Here is a 13391-nt window from a genome sequence, read left to right on the forward strand (position 1 = left end):
TCAGACCTCCAGCGACGACGCGAGTCTGCGCAAATATGTGGGGCTGTACCGGGCATAAACACGGTAGGTCATTGCCGTATTCGAGTGCCCAAGGAACTGCGCCACCTCTTCCATCGAATGTCCGTCCTCGACCAGCCACACCGCAGCCGAATGGCGCAGCATGTGGGGCGAGGCATCCGGCCGGCCGATTTTCCCCCCAGCGGTCTTGATGCCCTTCTTGATCGAGAGGACGGACCCGCCAGCCCATTCGATGACGAAGGGTGTCAGGGCACCATCGTTGGCCTCCTTCAGCGCGGCAAGCAGGCTGTCATTGATCGGGACCGTGGCGCGGCGCTTCCGGTGTGTCTTATCGAAGGGATTGGTCAACTGGATCATGCGGCGGGTGAAGTCCACGCGATCCCAGGTCAATTGCAGCGCCGCGCCGACGCGGGCGCCCGTCGCGATCATAAGCTGGATGGCCAGCTTCACATGAGGCGAGTTGGCGGCCTCCATGAGCTTCGCGACCTCGGGCCGGGTCAAATAGCCTTCCTTCGGGTCAGGCTTCACAGGGCGCTCTATGTGCGGCGCATGCGCGATCAACCGCTGCTTCTGAGCCCATACAAGCACCGAGCGGAGATGGCCCAATTCGGTGTGGATCGAACCTTCCTTCTTCCCTGCCTTGCGCCTGGCTTCGGTGTAGGCGCGGCATTCGGCGACCGACACGGCTTCGCCCTCAATCTCCCCGAAGAAAGGTTCCAGAGCCTTCCATGTGTACCCCATGGTGGTGACAACCGATCTACCAGCCTTGTCGAGGCAATAGCTCGCCCACAGGTCTTTAACGGTCGACCCCTTGGGGCGCGTCAGCTCCGCGTATCGAGCCGGGGCGCGGCGGGCCGCCTCCTTCGGGTCATCTGTCCCAAGTCGATAACGGCGGCGGATGTCTCCCTCGTCCCATGTGAGGCAGTATTCGCCGTTGAGCCTTGTGATGCGCCAGTCTGACATTCATAGTCCTCCACGTCGCCCGCCCGGATGCGAAGCAGCTTGCCGCCAAGCCGGAATGACCGCAACTGGCCGGACGATATCAGATTGCGCACATGGCTTTCCGAGCATTCCCAGCGGTCTGCGAGAGTTTTCGGTGTATAAGTCTGGCTCATCTACTCGCCCCCATGCTCTGGCACTGGTTGGGAGGCGGCGCGCCCCAAGAATTCATCACCGGTCTGATCGCCCTTTTCGTGGTTGCATGTCCGGCAGGCGCAGACTACATTTTCCCAGTGGTGCTCACCGCCGCGCGACCGAGGTATTACATGGTCGAGTGTCGCTGCTCTCCTAGAATTTGCTGGCTCCAAGACCATTGGAGCGCTGCAATAGGCGCACAGACCCTCCTGCTTCTTGAAGCGCTTTCGCCGCCAGTCCTGAGACTTCGCTGTCTCTAAGCGCCCGCGAACGGCTGCTGAAGGCTTCCGCATACGCCGGCTCATGCTGTACCTGCCTTGGAGGCGAGAGCGCGGGCGGCTACATCGCGAGCGTACTTGCTCAAGTGGTCGGGGCCGTATCCATCGCGGATCGCCTCCAGCGCCTTCCGCAGACGGGCTATCTCCTCTTGGGAGGAGGCGCGTTCTGACATAAGTGCATCGGCAACCGCGCGATATAGGTTTGAGCACGAGATCGGAGCATCGAGGTATTGGCCGGCGATCCGCGTTGCGATCTGGTCAATGTCGGCGGGAGCGTCAACGAGTTCTGGCGCGCTCATTCTGGCTTGCTCCCGGAGGTTAGGGCGAGACGGCCGTCGATGACCGCGCGGCCAGAACCGCAGCCGCAGCGGCCATTGTGGAGGCGCGTCGAGTTCTCGCAGTCGGTGCAATAGCCGTCAAAGCCGGCAGCTATCGCGCGCCGCGCCTTTTCCCGAAGGTATTCTGCGTCCGCGAAGGCACGGAGCGTGGGTCTATCCACAAAGCCGACACGGTTCCCGCAGATGGTACATTCTCCCCAGCATCCCGTATCGTCAGACTGTGCCGTAAAGGTCTGGCACAAGGACAGCCAGCACAGAGGTTTCCGGAGCGCTTCTGTCAGCCTCATGTCCGCTTTCCTTGCGGGGCGGCGGCGAGAGGCGGAGCAGGCAACTCGCGCCAATGGGTTGCGCCCTGAATTACATTGCGCCAGCCACCGCCGAATATCTGCCAGCCGTCTTCGCTCCAGCTGACGCAGTAGATGCACCTGTTCTCAGGGCACCACACCAACCGCGCATGGCTATCCTTCGGCGCGCTGTCTATCGGTTGCCAGCCCTCTGTAGGGGGAAGGGTGGTGCGGTCGAGGTCGGAGAGCGCGGCGCGGATGCCAGCTAGGACCACCGGCTTTAGCTCGATGCGCTCTTCGGCGTCCAACCTGTCGTTCGGATGGCAGTCGTACGGGTCTGGCAATCGCGTGTACTCGATAAAGTCCAGCGCTAGCCGAAGCACATCCTTTTCGTTGGTCATGCTGCGTCTCCCTCTATGGCTGGGCGCAGCGCACGAATAGCCTTTGCCAGCTTCCGCATCTTGTTTGCATCGCGGCCAAGCGCACCATGCGGGTCACCCGGATAGATGCCGCGCATCTCCTCGACAAGATCGGCATGCCCTTCGGCAACCTTCGCGCAAATCTCGAACGGGTCTTCCACCGTCCCCGTTGGTGCTGGAGTGGCGGAAAGGGCGGCGCGTATGGTGGCGTCAAAATGACTTTGCGCGGCTGCAAAACCATCGGCCTTGCTCTTGGCCATATCGGCGCCAACAGGGTTGCCGCCAAAAGTTACATGGAACGAGCCAAGCCAAGCCTGCGAGGCTGAAACCCGATACTCGCCGATTACTGTGCTGGCTCGCCATCTATCGGCAGCAAGCTCGACCCACTCCAGCGGCCTGATCGCCGCCACCGGCTCTGCGTTCCTGGTAAGGGCGAGACGGCCGGCTGGTGTGATCTCGTATCGGCCATGGACGTGCTTGAAATAGCCACGCTCAACGAGGTTATTCATCAGGCGAACCCAGTTGACCATCCTCGAGCCCGGCGCGCCCAGGTATTCGATGCTGCCGGTCGGGTCCGATGCCGCGATCCGCATTGGGTGTTTGTGTGCTTCTGTCAGCCTCATGTCCGCTTTCCTTGCGGGGCGGCGAGGGCTTCAAAGCGACCGTCATTGAATTCGTAGTCCGCGCGCACCCAATGTTGGCCGTCCGCGCCACGATAGATAACGACAACCTCATTGTCTCGGAGCGTACGCGCACACTGGAGCCGCGCATCTGTAGCGATGACCTGATAGGCAGAGCCGCGCTTCACATGCTTGTGCGTCGGCCGCCAGCCCTCTGTAGGGGGAAGAGTGGTGCGGTCGAGGGCGGAGAGCGCGATAAGCGCGCGGCGAAGTTCGTCTTCAAAAACGCGCGCTCCTTCGTTGACGGCCTCAATACCGCCATTGCCCGTTTGCGCTACGGGTGGAGTGGCGGAAGCGATGGCGGCGATCGCTGTGTCTGTGATTTTCAGGGCCAGCGCATGGTCATGCGTATGAAGCTTGGCGGCTCCCATAATGCACGATCGGATGACAGCCGCCACCGGCTCTGCGTTCCTGGTAAGGGCGGCGAAGAGGGGCGTGAGGCTTTCGGTGTATTCAGACAGCCGCCACATCTCGGCGACTTCCGGGTCCAATGATACTTCTCGCCTCGGAGAAACCTTGTCAGCGATTGGCTTTTCCACGCGCAGCCAAGCTATCGGCGCGCCCTCTGTCGCCTCACCATCTCGAAGGGCGCGGCGGTTCCATGCTTCAACATCCTCGGGTACGTCTAAATTGACGACCGGCATTTTCGAGCCGTAGCAGCCATCCGTTTTGCAGTAAGCGGCGGGGTTTAAGGCGCCCTTCTTGCGGTACAGTTCCCGCCCGCAAAATGGGCATGGGGCGAGCGTCTTCGCATCCTGGGTCATGAACGGGGTCCTTCTGCCTTGGCGATGGCAGCGATGCGGAGCGCCTTAGCCTTGTCCTCAAGCGCCTGCCATTCGGTGTAGTTGAGCCGCACCTCATTGGCCTCGTCAGCGGCTTCCTGTGCTATGAGCGCCGCCAGCATTTCAGGCGCGGCGGCGATCAGGCGGGCGTTGGCCTCGGTCTCGTCAGATCGTGGCGGCCCAAGACTGGTGCTTGTCCCAACATGGCAAATGCGGTCTCGCAAGTTTTTGCCGCCCATGACGAGGAAGGTGCGAGCTTCCCACGGACCTTCGGTATGCTTCGGAGCTTCGTTCACAGCGTGCTCCTGTCTGCTGAGCGGAGGGCGAGGCGAATGCACTCGACGGGGTCGTTGCTCTCAGCCTCTGCAATGGGGTCCTCCTCGCCGGGCTCGAACACTCGGAAGCCATACAGAGGCTCATCTGCTTGAACCCGGCCCTTGCCAAAGACCCAAAATTTGCCGGGGAACAGACCCTCGGCGAGGTTCAATGCATCCGAGGGTAAGCCTGTGCCACCGCCGCCAAACCGCTCAATTGCTGCGTGAGCGATCCGCTCGATTCGCTCAATGAGCGCGCCTTCAATCATCTTTGGAGTTGGCCCAGGCTTACGAGCGAACAAGATTTCCCGGAGGGCTCGTTCCATTTCTGCTTCGGCTACGCTGGTCATGTCGGGCATCCTCTGTTTGGAGGGCGTATGCGGCTGCGGCTTCATATCCTTGTCCTCGATGCGTAGATAAGCTTGGGAGGCAAGCTCTGCCTTGATGGGCGGGGTGGTTTGTCAGGTTTGGCGAAGGGCGCCGATCGGATCTTGCCGGCGGGACGGATGGTGCCGCTGGCCTTGTCGCGGGCGCGGTCAGCCTTGCGGGTGCGCCGGAGATCGTCGGCCGATTTGACGGCATGACAGACCCGGCAAAGCACCTGTGCGTTGGCCAGTACCGGTTCGCCGCCGAGGATATCGGGCAGGATGTGGTCAACCTCGGCTTCGCCACGCTTGAGCGCGGCACTGCATTTCTCGCACTTGCCGGCTGCGCGGGTGATTGCGGCCTGGCGCACCTTGCGGCTGAATTCGCGGCGAGCCATCAACGCTCTCCCGGCTTAGCCGCGGCGACGTGCCGGCCGACTGCCTTGACGCGGCGACGGTTCGCCTTGACGACTTCCCGGCGAAGGATGGCGGTCATCTTCTCGAACTCGCGGCGGGCGTTGATGTCGGAGAGGTGGGCGGTGCGCTTGTTCATGCCGCCTCTCCGAATCTTGGCTCGGTCCAGGCAACGCCATGCCTCGAGCCGTACTCGTCAATGACGGTGATCAGGTCGGCCATCTGGCGCACGGTGAGGCGCGATGAGCGAAAGCCGAGCGGGAATGGCCCGGAGTTGTCCAGCCCCTCGCAGAACTGCACCTGATGGCCGAGCGTGTGCATGAAAGCCGCCTTCCATGTCTCGGGCGTCCATAGGCGGCCTTCCGGCTTGGCGCGGCTGATGTCGGACAGCATGGCCCACATCTTTGCATTCTGGTCGGCATTGCGCGTTGCTTCCCTGACCGTGACCACGGCGCCGGACGGCGCGCGGTCGATCAACTGCTTTGCGAATGACCGCTGAGAATTGCCGTGCAGGATGATGGTTTGGCTCATGCTGGCACCTGTGCTTTGACGATGGCGGCCGCGACGGCGCGGATGGCGTGCTTCTCGGCGCGCTTGCGGTATTCGGCCACGGTTTCTGGCGCCGTCTCGGTATCGTTCTGAACGTGATCTTGAAGCGCGGCGCGATAGACCCGCCACAAATGTTCAAGTGCCTGCTCTTCGATCATCGGGACGCTCCTTCGAAGGTCAGGCCGCGATGGGCAGGCCGAGCATCGCGTTGAGGTCTCCAGTCGGGAGCGCCGGCAGATTGACCGGAACGTTTTCGAACTGGCGGGCGAATGGCTCGATCTCTGGCCACATTTCGACAAGGCGCTTGACAGTCGAGGCGCTGGCTAGCGCCGCCTCGGTTTGCTTCTTGGCAATCCGGTACTGCGCCTCTAGATCGCTTTTGCGGGCGGATAGGTCGTGGTAGCGCTTGGACAGGGAATGCTCGGTCTCGTAGACCTTGACGCAACCGCGCGCGTGACGATGCTGGACGCGGCGTTTGATTGTTTCGGGCCGGTCACTCTTCTTGCGAGCGCCGCTCGCTTCGCCATAGAATAGGCCGTTGAAATTCAGGCTTTCGTAGCCGCGCCCGGCTTCGCCAAACTGCACACCGATGTCGGGTTCCTCTGGAAGCCAGCCGGCGGGCAGTGCGCCCATCTTCTCGCGATCAGCCTTCCGGTAAATGTCGTTGTAAACCGCCTCCGCGAGCGCGGCGCGGTCGGCGGTCAGCGCCTCAACCGTATCCGAAAAACGATGCGTAAGGACGGCGGCAACGATGCGCTCGCGGTTCGATGTGGTCAGTCTGCTCATTTGGGTTCATCCCTTTTGGGTTCGAAGAAATGGCCGGTGGTACTGGAACACTGCCGCCGGCGGGCGCTGGAGGTCAGCCAGCTAAAACGCTCTGGACAAGTTGGTTTTTGAGGATTTCGGAGCGACGATCGTAGTTGCGGATGCTGTCGACCAGGGTGGCGAGCTCGGCGTTGAACGCGTCGATCTCAGCCGACATGTTGGCGATGTAGATATCGTCACGGAACACGCGGACGGTCAGCATCGGAAGCTTCGGCCAATAGCTGACGAAATCCCACCACTCGCGGCCGGAAATCCAGATATTGCCCTGCACTTGTGCCTTGTGCTCTGGCGGCAGCTTGCCACTGATCAGGCGTTCGATCTGGATATCGGGCAGGGCGGTCTTGATCTCCAGCCCGCCCTTGTCCCCGACGAGGCTATCAGGGCTGGCGCCTTTGTTGCCGTCGCGGATGAAGCCGACACGCTTGATCTCGGCATCGTTGATGAAGGCGTATGTCTCGCGCGCCTCGTCTTCCATGGTCTTGCCACGGTCCATGTGACCGTTGGTGAAAGATTCCATCGGCTCGCCGGTGATGATCTCGCCGGCCAACTGTCGCATGTACTTGGAGCGGGTCTTGCCCTCGCCCTTGGCCATGACGGTGGCGAATTTCGAAGCCGTCGGAATGCCAGCGCGGCACGCGAACCAATCGGCCGAGCCCTGTTCGTGGTCGAAAATCTGGGCGCTCACGGCTTGGCCTTCCTCTGCTGGAGGACGCCGACGGCCTTGTCGTAGTGGGCGGCCAGCATATCTGCGACAGCATCGACCTTCGCCCACTCGCAGAATTTCACGATATCCGTGTCGGTCTCATCGATGAGCTTCAACAAGTGATCGCGCTGCTCGGGCGTCACCCGGTCCTCGACCTTTTCGTCGGCTTTCAGACCGTCGTCGTCGTGACTAACCGACAGGCCGAGCGCGATTTTCAGCGTGTAGCGCTGGAGGTATGTTGTGGTCGACGCGATAGCCTGGAGGCTGTTCTTGCCGGCGCCGTTGTCTGCTGGGCCTGAAAGCGGCGTACGCGTGAAATGCCCGTCTACATGCTCCAGAATGCAAGTGATGGTGATGGGGCGATCCGGGCCGTTGTCGCTTTCGTAGCGATAGCTCAGGCCATACTTGGTCAAGACAGGCGTCACCTGCCGTTCGATGCCGGCAAGGTCTTCATGCCGGTAGAAGACGCGTTCCTTGCCCGCCGGGGTGTAGTCGACGGCGCGGCTGCGCATGATCGGGCCAAGTTCAGCCTTCGCCGCTGACACCGCCTTGGTGAATGCCATCTTGGCGTTGCGGGCCTCTTCGCGGTCTCGGAGGTCCATCATCTGCTTGAGAATGTCGGCGGATACGCCCATTTCGAGCGCGCGGCCAACCATCTCCATGGGCGTCATTTCGCGACGTTCAGCGGGGACCGTGACGGCCGAGCCAGTGATCGGCAAGGCGTCATGCTCGACAAGGGCCTGTGAGGCTGGGGCGTTCATGCTGCAATTCCTTCTGGCTGATGCTGCGCTGCTCGGTCTGCTGCTGTGTGCCTGACGATCCGCTCGGCTTCGTCGGCGTCGATGCCAGCAGTGAGCAGGAGTTCATAGTGATGCCAGCGGCGCTCCCAGTCGGACTGGAAGCGGAGGAGGCGGGCGGCTTCGAGGATATCCATCACGCAGCCCGCCGACGTGTGCGCAGATCGACCATCGCGGATTCCACCGCGTCGGAGACGGTCGCGCCGTCGCCCATCGCACAGGTTTCCATATCGGGGTGCACGAAGACCGAGAAAGGATGGTCGCGGTTCGGCCAAACGCTGACCGATATCGAATAGAGACCATGCTTGGCGCAGAGCGCCTTCAACTTCTTTTCCATCAGACTTCATCCTCACAATTGTCGAGAAGGTCTTGCTTGGCTTCGGCCTCGGTCCTGCCCCAGCCGTAGGGGCTGCAATCGGCTCCGAGGTCATCGAAGTAGGCGCACCAGTCAGAGGTGCGGATCGGGATTGGCGGATAGACGAACGAGGTGACGATCAGGCGTTCCATCACGCGGCCCTCTCGAAGGTGCCGGCGACCACCGCGTCGAGATCGGCGAGGAATGCGATGCGCCGTGCGTGCTGCTCGGCGCTGATCCATGTCTTGCGATTGGCGACCCACTGACGCATGGCCCACGCCGCGCCGCCGACGGTGGCATAGACGCCCGAACCGAATTCGGCGCAGACGCGCTTGAAGCCGTCGAGATCGGTATCGCCGCGTTCGCGTTTCATCGCGATCACGTCGCGGAGGAATTCGGGCTTGGTCTTGGCGAGAAGGCCGATGGCGGCGGGGGCGATTTGGCTGTGAGCGTTCATGTCCGTTCCCTCAGTGGGTATGACATGAACTTACCATGTTGGTACTATTGTGCAAGCGAAATAATTACCAAGATGGAATTATTTTTGACAGATGCCGAGGACCGTGCGAATCATAGGCATGAAAAAGCCCGCACAAGGCGGGCCGGGAGATCATGTCATGTTTGTGAAAGGTGGAACGCCAATGGAGGGCGAAACGTGGTCCCTTAATTCCGAGCGCTCGATACCCGAAGATTGCCCTACTGAGGGCGTGACGACGCGAGCCGGTTATCGGTTGGCCGATCGACAACCACAAATCCGGCTGCTTGTTCCGGCGGGGTTGTTCCGTCCAAAATCCCTATGGGCACTATCGTCTGTAGAAGATAGTCGGTGTCCAGGCCGGGCCGAAAATCCAATCCCGTCAGGCGTATTGCTCTGGCTGGCTCTTGCCCTGGTGGGTCAAGCACTTCGACCCATAGCGGCACGAGCCAAAGCGCTCCTTCGTGCTCGATAGTGTCAACGGTATAGATCGAGCCATCATCTGATCCAACGGTTGTGGTTTTCGGTTCCATCGCCCCCAGCCGCACTTCGGTCATAGGCGTTCCTAGCGGCACGGCCACGCATCCATCATGGCGCTGTATGCGATGGTTGCTGGGTCTTCGGTCCAGATTTTTGGGTTTTGCGCCATGTACGCTTTGATGACGGCCACACCGGTATCCATGGAAGTCGATGCCGGAGCGCAAATAATTCGGCGACCTCCCAGCCCGACCAGGTATTGCTGCGAGCCCAAGACCCCATCCACAAGGCCGATCAAATAGACATTGCAGACTGTTGTATCGGCCATGCAGATCTGTCGGATTTCTTGGCCGTCATTTGCGGCATGCACTGGCAATGCCGACGCCCCAAAAATTACGGCAGAAAGCACGGCGCGCGCCAATCTCCTACCCATTGGTGCCGGTCTTCAAGACATAGGCCGCGAAATCGATGATCTGCTGGCGCTTCTCCGGCGGAGCATCGCGAAGCATGTCATCCAGCGTCTGAGATGCACCAGGCGGTCGCGTAATCGGGTCTGATGGGTTCGGACAGCCGATGACGTGGGCGAAGGCTTCCAGATACCCTTTGCCCCAATCGCGCTCGCCGCTCTCGACGCGAGAAACCGTCGCCGGAGTCGTCTCCATGCGATCCGCGAGCTCTTGCTGCGTCCAGCCTTTCCATTCCCGCCACTCGGCGAAATAGGTCCTGACTGGCTTTGCGCCTTTAAGACCAATTCTAGCAACCATACTGCCATGTTACCAACATGGTGCATATGAGTAATTGGCCGTGTTGGTAAATTGCGCTTGCGTGGTTATTACCATGATGGTACAAGTGCCAAATGGAACAGCTTCGAAACTGGCGGAAGTCGGCGGGCCTTACAGCCGAGGATGCGGGCAAGCTCATTGGGGTGAGCAACGTTCAATGGGGCCGGATCGAGAACGGCGCGCGCAACGTCGCGGCCAACAAGGTTCTTGAGGTCGAGCGCATCACCGGCATTTCGCGTGAAATCCTTCGCCCTGACATCTTCGGGGAGCGCGCAGCATGAGCGCCGATGCCGAGTTCAAGCAATTCATCGACCGCATTCTGCGTTGCCGTGAAGCTGAAGACGCCGCGAAGGAAGACACCAAGGAAGTCTATGCCGAGTTGAAATCCGTCGGCTATGACAAGACCGTCGCCGGCGCGCTCGTCAACGAATTGCGCAAGCGGGAGAAAAAACCCGACCAGTTCGCCGAACGGGAAGCGGTCCTCGACCTCTACCGCAATGCCTACCAGCGCGCATCTGGCACGAGAGTTGCTACGCATGCGCATGAAGAACCTCATTCGTCGGGTCTGGACACTCCTCCCCCGGAAACGACGGATAGCCCGGCGCAGCCCCTCTCTGCGCCGGGCCCCCTTTCACCTGACCACGCTGTCCTAGGGGCTGACGACGGCCAGCCCAGCATACCAAGCTCTCAAGATGCCCGCGCAAAAAACGATGAGGTTTCAGCCTCGGTCGTTGGTCAGGACGTGTCATGCAGGGGCGATTCCGAGCAAGCCGTCACCAATCCCAACGAAGACGTGCCCGCCTTTCTGTTGAGGGAACGGCCTCCGCTTCGCCCACTCTGCCAAAACCCGAGCGAATGCGCTGGGTATGGCTCGCACACTTGTCACCGCTGTCTCACCGCGGCGGGCCGGTCTTCGGAGGCCGCGTGACCAGCGTCCCCATGAATTTCTGCCGGCATCTGGCCGGCTCGTCGTTTCGACCGCGCGTCAAGTTCTGCCAGGAGTCGTCGCGCGGCATCTTCGATCGATTCCAGTTCTCGCCAATCCCTTTCGTTGCTGCTGCTCATGAAAGCAACGTAGCAAGGGTTTCATGTCATGAGCGACAAAGTGCGTGTAAAGGGTAACAAGATGTCTGTGATCGATATCAACGATCGGCTGAAGGGAGGCCGCACATGCCCGCGTCTTTGACGATTGAACACAAGAAGGGTCCGCGCGAACATCTGATGTTCAGCGATCACATGACTGAAGCTAAATTTGACACGCCCATCCGGGAGACATTTCTCGGGCAGGCCCATATCGCCGGCACAGGACCAGACGGAACGACTTGCCGCGAGTGCGCACACTGGCACCAGTGGAAGTTCAGTAAAGCCAAGGACGACTATGTGCCTTGCCAGCCAGGTTACAACGGCAAGCGCCATAAGGCGACTCCGCTTGAGCCGAAGAAAGCATACTGCAACCGGCCGATCCTGAACAAGGCGAAGCGCCTCATCCCGCACCACGCGAAGTCCTGTCCAATGGCCGTCAAGAGGCCAGGATGAAGAGGTTCGTCACACTTCCAGCTACAGGTAAACGAATACCGCTCGGCTCCTACGTGCGCGGTGTCAAGGCTGCTATCGCCAATCCGACAATGGAATTTAAGCACGGATTGACAACTTGGTGGCCCGTGACTGGTGAGGATATCCGCCGCCAATTTTACGATGGGCTGACGGAGCGGATTAACGCCGGAATATCCTATAGCCAGCGAGGCGTGAAATGACGCGCCGCTCTCATGCCGACATGGCCCACGAACTCGCCAAGCTTGTCTACGGCAAGATCGACTGGCTGCACCGATTCTCAGCCGGCAAGAGCAAGCGCTCAGATCCAGAGATCGAACTGAAGCGCCGCGAACTTGAAGTGCTTCAGCAGGCCAAGGACGACTATCAGCGCGCGACGGAGAAGGCCGCGTGACGCGCATCGAGCTACCCTTTCCTGTTCCGCTCTCGGCGTGCTTCACCAACGCGCCAGGCAAGGGCCGCGTGCCGACGCCGCGCTACAAGGCATGGCAGACCGAGGCGTTGTGGATGATGAAGGCCCAGCGCGCCCAGCCGGTTGACGGGCGCGTATCAATCTTCATCCGCCTCGTTGCCCCTGACAAGCGCCACAGGGACGCAGGGAACTGCGACAAGGCCGTTGGCGACATTCTCGTCAAGGCCGGCATCATCAAGGACGACAGCAACCGCTATGTGCGCCGCCTGACCTATGAGTGGGCAGAAGAAGGCCCCGGCTGCGTCGTTCTCATCCAGCAGGCCGAGGAGGCGCTCGCAGCATGAGTGTGACCGCAGCCATTCGCAAGATGCTGGCGGCCGGCCTGACGGTCGAGCAAGCGCTTATTGCCTCAGAGGCTTTCGAGAGCGAGACGCCGAAGGACAGCCAAGCCGAGCGCCGCCGCGCGAAGGACCGCGAGCGCAAGCGTCTGCGGAATTCCGCAGATTCTGCGGAAAGTGTGGAATCTGCGGAATCTGCGGAAAACCCTTCCCCTAAAGAAAAGTCTCCCGCACCCTCTAAAGAAATAACCCCTTCCACGGTTTCGGAAGCTACCGCTTCCTCAACCGAGGTGCGCGCGGGCTTCGCCGAATTCTGGATCCTGTTCCCGAACAAGGTCGGCAAACGAGACGCCGAGCGCGAATTCGGTCTGGCGCTCAAGCGGTCTTCCCTGGCCGACATCATGGCCGGGCTGCATCGGTACGTCGCCAAGACCGACGATCGGCCCTGGTGCAACCCGTCGACCTTCCTCCACCAAAACCGCTGGGACGACCAGCCGGCCGCCGCTGTGCCTCGAGGGCAGGGGCCGCCTCGACCGCAGTCCATCGGCGAAATGTTCCGCGAAGACGCAAGACAGCAAGGCATCACCCCTCATGAGCAACCTACCAGCACCCCGGATAGACGTTTGGTCGACAGCGACGGAAGCCGACAAGATGGCGGCTCTGGCATCGCTCGCCGCTTTGCCATCACGGGCAACGAGTTCGGCCGGCTTGGATAAGGCCGCCTATTACCTCGCCCTGGACGGCGTGACGCGCTACGGGCTCGCCGAGGCGGTCAAGAGCATCATGAAGAACGGGCTTGGCCATGCGTTCTTCCCGAGCCCGCCAGAGCTTCGCGGCCAGTGCGACAAGGCCATGGAATACCCGGAGCGCGAGCGCGAGCGCATCCGGCGCCGCGAACTCGAGGCCGAGGCTATGAAGAGCCAGGCCGGCGACTGGCGCGAACCGACGGCCAGCGAAAAGGCCCGCGTCTCGGCCACCTACGCAGAATTCTGCAAGGGATACGAAAAGGCCGCGGCAGAAGAGACGTTCACGCTCGACCCCGAACTGGTCGCGCAGATACCGGACAATCCGAAGGCCGCAATTCATCAGCGTAAGGGAGTTTAA

General features: G+C 61.1%; 30 protein-coding genes and 1 pseudogene. 8 read left to right on the forward strand and 23 right to left on the reverse strand.

Translation table 11 applies throughout. From position 1 onward, the window contains the following. The 23 genes and pseudogenes from AC07SZ_RS03840 to AC07SZ_RS03950 form a co-directional block, all read right to left on the reverse strand. Positions 1-981: a tyrosine-type recombinase/integrase gene (locus tag AC07SZ_RS03840; protein ID WP_494913277.1), complete on the reverse strand. Its 981-nt coding sequence runs from the start codon at positions 979-981 to the stop codon at positions 1-3. Between the two features lie 14 nt (positions 982-995). Then, positions 996-1133: pseudogene (locus tag AC07SZ_RS03845) on the reverse strand (hypothetical protein); the annotation flags it as partial. After that, positions 1134-1457, reverse strand: coding sequence for an HNH endonuclease (locus AC07SZ_RS03850; protein ID WP_494913279.1), 324 nt, complete (start codon positions 1455-1457; stop codon positions 1134-1136). After that, a complete protein-coding gene (locus AC07SZ_RS03855; RefSeq protein WP_494913280.1) occupies positions 1454-1729 on the reverse strand; it encodes a hypothetical protein in 276 nt (91 codons plus the stop codon). The genes AC07SZ_RS03850 and AC07SZ_RS03855 overlap by 4 nt, the downstream gene beginning before the upstream one ends. A gap of 322 nt (positions 1730-2051) precedes the next feature. Continuing rightward, positions 2052-2453, reverse strand: a complete 402-nt coding sequence (locus AC07SZ_RS03860; protein ID WP_494913282.1) for a hypothetical protein — start codon at positions 2451-2453, stop codon at positions 2052-2054. Further along, positions 2450-3094, reverse strand: a complete 645-nt coding sequence (locus AC07SZ_RS03865) for a hypothetical protein (protein WP_494913283.1) — start codon at positions 3092-3094, stop codon at positions 2450-2452. The genes AC07SZ_RS03860 and AC07SZ_RS03865 overlap by 4 nt, the downstream gene beginning before the upstream one ends. Beyond that, a complete protein-coding gene (locus AC07SZ_RS03870; RefSeq protein WP_494913285.1) occupies positions 3091-3915 on the reverse strand; it encodes a hypothetical protein in 825 nt (274 codons plus the stop codon). Before AC07SZ_RS03870 ends, AC07SZ_RS03865 begins: the two co-directional genes overlap by 4 nt. Then, positions 3912-4229, reverse strand: a complete 318-nt coding sequence (locus tag AC07SZ_RS03875) for an XkdD/Y8K6 family phage-associated protein (protein WP_494913287.1) — start codon at positions 4227-4229, stop codon at positions 3912-3914. The genes AC07SZ_RS03870 and AC07SZ_RS03875 overlap by 4 nt, the downstream gene beginning before the upstream one ends. Next, positions 4226-4597 carry a hypothetical protein gene (locus AC07SZ_RS03880; protein ID WP_494913289.1) on the reverse strand — a complete coding sequence of 124 codons (372 nt, stop codon included), beginning with the start codon at positions 4595-4597 and terminating at the stop codon, positions 4226-4228. The genes AC07SZ_RS03875 and AC07SZ_RS03880 overlap by 4 nt, the downstream gene beginning before the upstream one ends. Before the next feature lie 41 nt (positions 4598-4638). Then, positions 4639-5010, reverse strand: a complete 372-nt coding sequence (locus tag AC07SZ_RS03885) for an HNH endonuclease (RefSeq protein ID WP_494913291.1) — start codon at positions 5008-5010, stop codon at positions 4639-4641. After that, on the reverse strand, positions 5010-5165 hold the full coding sequence (locus AC07SZ_RS03890) for a hypothetical protein (protein WP_494913293.1): 156 nt from the start codon (positions 5163-5165) through the stop codon (positions 5010-5012). The genes AC07SZ_RS03885 and AC07SZ_RS03890 overlap by 1 nt, the downstream gene beginning before the upstream one ends. Beyond that, positions 5162-5557 (reverse strand): recombination protein NinB, encoded by a 396-nt coding sequence (locus tag AC07SZ_RS03895; protein ID WP_494913294.1) that lies wholly within the window; start codon positions 5555-5557, stop codon positions 5162-5164. Before AC07SZ_RS03895 ends, AC07SZ_RS03890 begins: the two co-directional genes overlap by 4 nt. Beyond that, a complete protein-coding gene (locus AC07SZ_RS03900; protein ID WP_494913295.1) occupies positions 5554-5733 on the reverse strand; it encodes a hypothetical protein in 180 nt (59 codons plus the stop codon). The genes AC07SZ_RS03895 and AC07SZ_RS03900 overlap by 4 nt, the downstream gene beginning before the upstream one ends. A gap of 19 nt (positions 5734-5752) precedes the next feature. Continuing rightward, a complete protein-coding gene (locus AC07SZ_RS03905) occupies positions 5753-6361 on the reverse strand; it encodes an Nmad5 family putative nucleotide modification protein (protein WP_494913297.1) in 609 nt (202 codons plus the stop codon). 73 nt (positions 6362-6434) lie between these two features. Continuing rightward, the gene (locus AC07SZ_RS03910; RefSeq protein WP_494913298.1) at positions 6435-7085 is read right to left on the reverse strand and encodes a lambda exonuclease family protein; all 651 of its coding nucleotides are present in this window, start codon (positions 7083-7085) and stop codon (positions 6435-6437) included. Next, positions 7082-7822 (reverse strand): ERF family protein, encoded by a 741-nt coding sequence (locus AC07SZ_RS03915; protein WP_494913300.1) that lies wholly within the window; start codon positions 7820-7822, stop codon positions 7082-7084. The genes AC07SZ_RS03910 and AC07SZ_RS03915 overlap by 4 nt, the downstream gene beginning before the upstream one ends. 38 nt (positions 7823-7860) lie before the next feature. Next, entirely contained in the window at positions 7861-8037 is a 177-nt protein-coding gene (locus AC07SZ_RS03920) for a hypothetical protein (RefSeq protein ID WP_494913301.1), read from the reverse strand. Next, complete coding sequence (locus AC07SZ_RS03925; protein WP_494913302.1) at positions 8037-8237, reverse strand: hypothetical protein; 201 nt, start codon at positions 8235-8237, stop codon at positions 8037-8039. The genes AC07SZ_RS03920 and AC07SZ_RS03925 overlap by 1 nt, the downstream gene beginning before the upstream one ends. Next, positions 8237-8407, reverse strand: a complete 171-nt coding sequence (locus tag AC07SZ_RS03930; protein ID WP_494913303.1) for a hypothetical protein — start codon at positions 8405-8407, stop codon at positions 8237-8239. The genes AC07SZ_RS03925 and AC07SZ_RS03930 overlap by 1 nt, the downstream gene beginning before the upstream one ends. Beyond that, a complete protein-coding gene (locus AC07SZ_RS03935; RefSeq protein ID WP_494913305.1) occupies positions 8407-8712 on the reverse strand; it encodes a hypothetical protein in 306 nt (101 codons plus the stop codon). The genes AC07SZ_RS03930 and AC07SZ_RS03935 overlap by 1 nt, the downstream gene beginning before the upstream one ends. A gap of 236 nt (positions 8713-8948) precedes the next feature. Continuing rightward, positions 8949-9284 carry a hypothetical protein gene (locus AC07SZ_RS03940; RefSeq protein ID WP_494913306.1) on the reverse strand — a complete coding sequence of 112 codons (336 nt, stop codon included), beginning with the start codon at positions 9282-9284 and terminating at the stop codon, positions 8949-8951. An 8-nt stretch (positions 9285-9292) separates the two neighbouring features. Next, positions 9293-9625 carry a Rap1a/Tai family immunity protein gene (locus tag AC07SZ_RS03945; protein ID WP_494913308.1) on the reverse strand — a complete coding sequence of 111 codons (333 nt, stop codon included), beginning with the start codon at positions 9623-9625 and terminating at the stop codon, positions 9293-9295. 4 nt (positions 9626-9629) lie between these two features. Continuing rightward, positions 9630-9968, reverse strand: a complete 339-nt coding sequence (locus tag AC07SZ_RS03950) for a helix-turn-helix domain-containing protein (RefSeq protein WP_494913309.1) — start codon at positions 9966-9968, stop codon at positions 9630-9632. Between the two features lie 92 nt (positions 9969-10060). Between AC07SZ_RS03950 and AC07SZ_RS03955 the strand changes: the two genes are divergently transcribed. The 8 genes from AC07SZ_RS03955 (at position 10061) to AC07SZ_RS03990 (ending at position 13391) form a co-directional block, all read left to right on the forward strand. Continuing rightward, positions 10061-10267: a helix-turn-helix domain-containing protein gene (locus tag AC07SZ_RS03955; protein ID WP_494913310.1), complete on the forward strand. Its 207-nt coding sequence runs from the start codon at positions 10061-10063 to the stop codon at positions 10265-10267. After that, a complete protein-coding gene (locus AC07SZ_RS03960) occupies positions 10264-10914 on the forward strand; it encodes a DUF2312 domain-containing protein (RefSeq protein WP_494913312.1) in 651 nt (216 codons plus the stop codon). Before AC07SZ_RS03955 ends, AC07SZ_RS03960 begins: the two co-directional genes overlap by 4 nt. A 242-nt stretch (positions 10915-11156) precedes the next feature. Further along, entirely contained in the window at positions 11157-11522 is a 366-nt protein-coding gene (locus AC07SZ_RS03965; RefSeq protein ID WP_494913313.1) for a hypothetical protein, read from the forward strand. Next, positions 11519-11740 (forward strand): hypothetical protein, encoded by a 222-nt coding sequence (locus AC07SZ_RS03970; protein WP_494913314.1) that lies wholly within the window; start codon positions 11519-11521, stop codon positions 11738-11740. Before AC07SZ_RS03965 ends, AC07SZ_RS03970 begins: the two co-directional genes overlap by 4 nt. Further along, entirely contained in the window at positions 11737-11931 is a 195-nt protein-coding gene (locus tag AC07SZ_RS03975) for a hypothetical protein (RefSeq protein WP_494913315.1), read from the forward strand. Before AC07SZ_RS03970 ends, AC07SZ_RS03975 begins: the two co-directional genes overlap by 4 nt. Continuing rightward, a complete protein-coding gene (locus tag AC07SZ_RS03980; protein ID WP_494913316.1) occupies positions 11928-12293 on the forward strand; it encodes a RusA family crossover junction endodeoxyribonuclease in 366 nt (121 codons plus the stop codon). The genes AC07SZ_RS03975 and AC07SZ_RS03980 overlap by 4 nt, the downstream gene beginning before the upstream one ends. Beyond that, positions 12290-13003 (forward strand): LvrA C-terminal domain-related protein, encoded by a 714-nt coding sequence (locus tag AC07SZ_RS03985; protein ID WP_494913317.1) that lies wholly within the window; start codon positions 12290-12292, stop codon positions 13001-13003. The genes AC07SZ_RS03980 and AC07SZ_RS03985 overlap by 4 nt, the downstream gene beginning before the upstream one ends. Continuing rightward, on the forward strand, positions 12996-13391 hold the full coding sequence (locus tag AC07SZ_RS03990) for a hypothetical protein (RefSeq protein ID WP_494913318.1): 396 nt from the start codon (positions 12996-12998) through the stop codon (positions 13389-13391). Before AC07SZ_RS03985 ends, AC07SZ_RS03990 begins: the two co-directional genes overlap by 8 nt.

This window comes from Mesorhizobium sp. GW821-FHT07A06 (assembly GCF_059419085.1).

Excerpts from the sequence above, each read along its gene's own strand:
- AC07SZ_RS03885 (WP_494913291.1), bottom strand. The coding sequence starts at position 5,010 with ATGGCTCGCCGCGAATTCAGCCGCAAGGTGCGCCAGGCCGCAATCACC.
- AC07SZ_RS03850 (WP_494913279.1), bottom strand. The coding sequence starts at position 1,457 with ATGAGCCGGCGTATGCGGAAGCCTTCAGCAGCCGTTCGCGGGCGCTTA.
- AC07SZ_RS03970 (WP_494913314.1), top strand. The coding sequence starts at position 11,519 with ATGAAGAGGTTCGTCACACTTCCAGCTACAGGTAAACGAATACCGCTC.
- AC07SZ_RS03870 (WP_494913285.1), bottom strand. The coding sequence starts at position 3,915 with ATGACCCAGGATGCGAAGACGCTCGCCCCATGCCCATTTTGCGGGCGG.
- AC07SZ_RS03985 (WP_494913317.1), top strand. The coding sequence starts at position 12,290 with ATGAGTGTGACCGCAGCCATTCGCAAGATGCTGGCGGCCGGCCTGACG.
- AC07SZ_RS03925 (WP_494913302.1), bottom strand. The coding sequence starts at position 8,237 with ATGGAAAAGAAGTTGAAGGCGCTCTGCGCCAAGCATGGTCTCTATTCG.
- AC07SZ_RS03890 (WP_494913293.1), bottom strand. The coding sequence starts at position 5,165 with ATGAACAAGCGCACCGCCCACCTCTCCGACATCAACGCCCGCCGCGAG.
- AC07SZ_RS03905 (WP_494913297.1), bottom strand. The coding sequence starts at position 6,361 with ATGAGCAGACTGACCACATCGAACCGCGAGCGCATCGTTGCCGCCGTC.
- AC07SZ_RS03840 (WP_494913277.1), bottom strand. The coding sequence starts at position 981 with ATGTCAGACTGGCGCATCACAAGGCTCAACGGCGAATACTGCCTCACA.
- AC07SZ_RS03895 (WP_494913294.1), bottom strand. The coding sequence starts at position 5,557 with ATGAGCCAAACCATCATCCTGCACGGCAATTCTCAGCGGTCATTCGCA.
- AC07SZ_RS03955 (WP_494913310.1), top strand. The coding sequence starts at position 10,061 with ATGGAACAGCTTCGAAACTGGCGGAAGTCGGCGGGCCTTACAGCCGAG.
- AC07SZ_RS03950 (WP_494913309.1), bottom strand. The coding sequence starts at position 9,968 with ATGGTTGCTAGAATTGGTCTTAAAGGCGCAAAGCCAGTCAGGACCTAT.
- AC07SZ_RS03960 (WP_494913312.1), top strand. The coding sequence starts at position 10,264 with ATGAGCGCCGATGCCGAGTTCAAGCAATTCATCGACCGCATTCTGCGT.
- AC07SZ_RS03865 (WP_494913283.1), bottom strand. The coding sequence starts at position 3,094 with ATGAGGCTGACAGAAGCACACAAACACCCAATGCGGATCGCGGCATCG.
- AC07SZ_RS03940 (WP_494913306.1), bottom strand. The coding sequence starts at position 9,284 with ATGACCGAAGTGCGGCTGGGGGCGATGGAACCGAAAACCACAACCGTT.
- AC07SZ_RS03900 (WP_494913295.1), bottom strand. The coding sequence starts at position 5,733 with ATGATCGAAGAGCAGGCACTTGAACATTTGTGGCGGGTCTATCGCGCC.
- AC07SZ_RS03965 (WP_494913313.1), top strand. The coding sequence starts at position 11,157 with ATGCCCGCGTCTTTGACGATTGAACACAAGAAGGGTCCGCGCGAACAT.
- AC07SZ_RS03880 (WP_494913289.1), bottom strand. The coding sequence starts at position 4,597 with ATGACCAGCGTAGCCGAAGCAGAAATGGAACGAGCCCTCCGGGAAATC.
- AC07SZ_RS03930 (WP_494913303.1), bottom strand. The coding sequence starts at position 8,407 with ATGGAACGCCTGATCGTCACCTCGTTCGTCTATCCGCCAATCCCGATC.
- AC07SZ_RS03920 (WP_494913301.1), bottom strand. The coding sequence starts at position 8,037 with ATGGATATCCTCGAAGCCGCCCGCCTCCTCCGCTTCCAGTCCGACTGG.
- AC07SZ_RS03855 (WP_494913280.1), bottom strand. The coding sequence starts at position 1,729 with ATGAGCGCGCCAGAACTCGTTGACGCTCCCGCCGACATTGACCAGATC.
- AC07SZ_RS03975 (WP_494913315.1), top strand. The coding sequence starts at position 11,737 with ATGACGCGCCGCTCTCATGCCGACATGGCCCACGAACTCGCCAAGCTT.
- AC07SZ_RS03935 (WP_494913305.1), bottom strand. The coding sequence starts at position 8,712 with ATGAACGCTCACAGCCAAATCGCCCCCGCCGCCATCGGCCTTCTCGCC.
- AC07SZ_RS03860 (WP_494913282.1), bottom strand. The coding sequence starts at position 2,453 with ATGACCAACGAAAAGGATGTGCTTCGGCTAGCGCTGGACTTTATCGAG.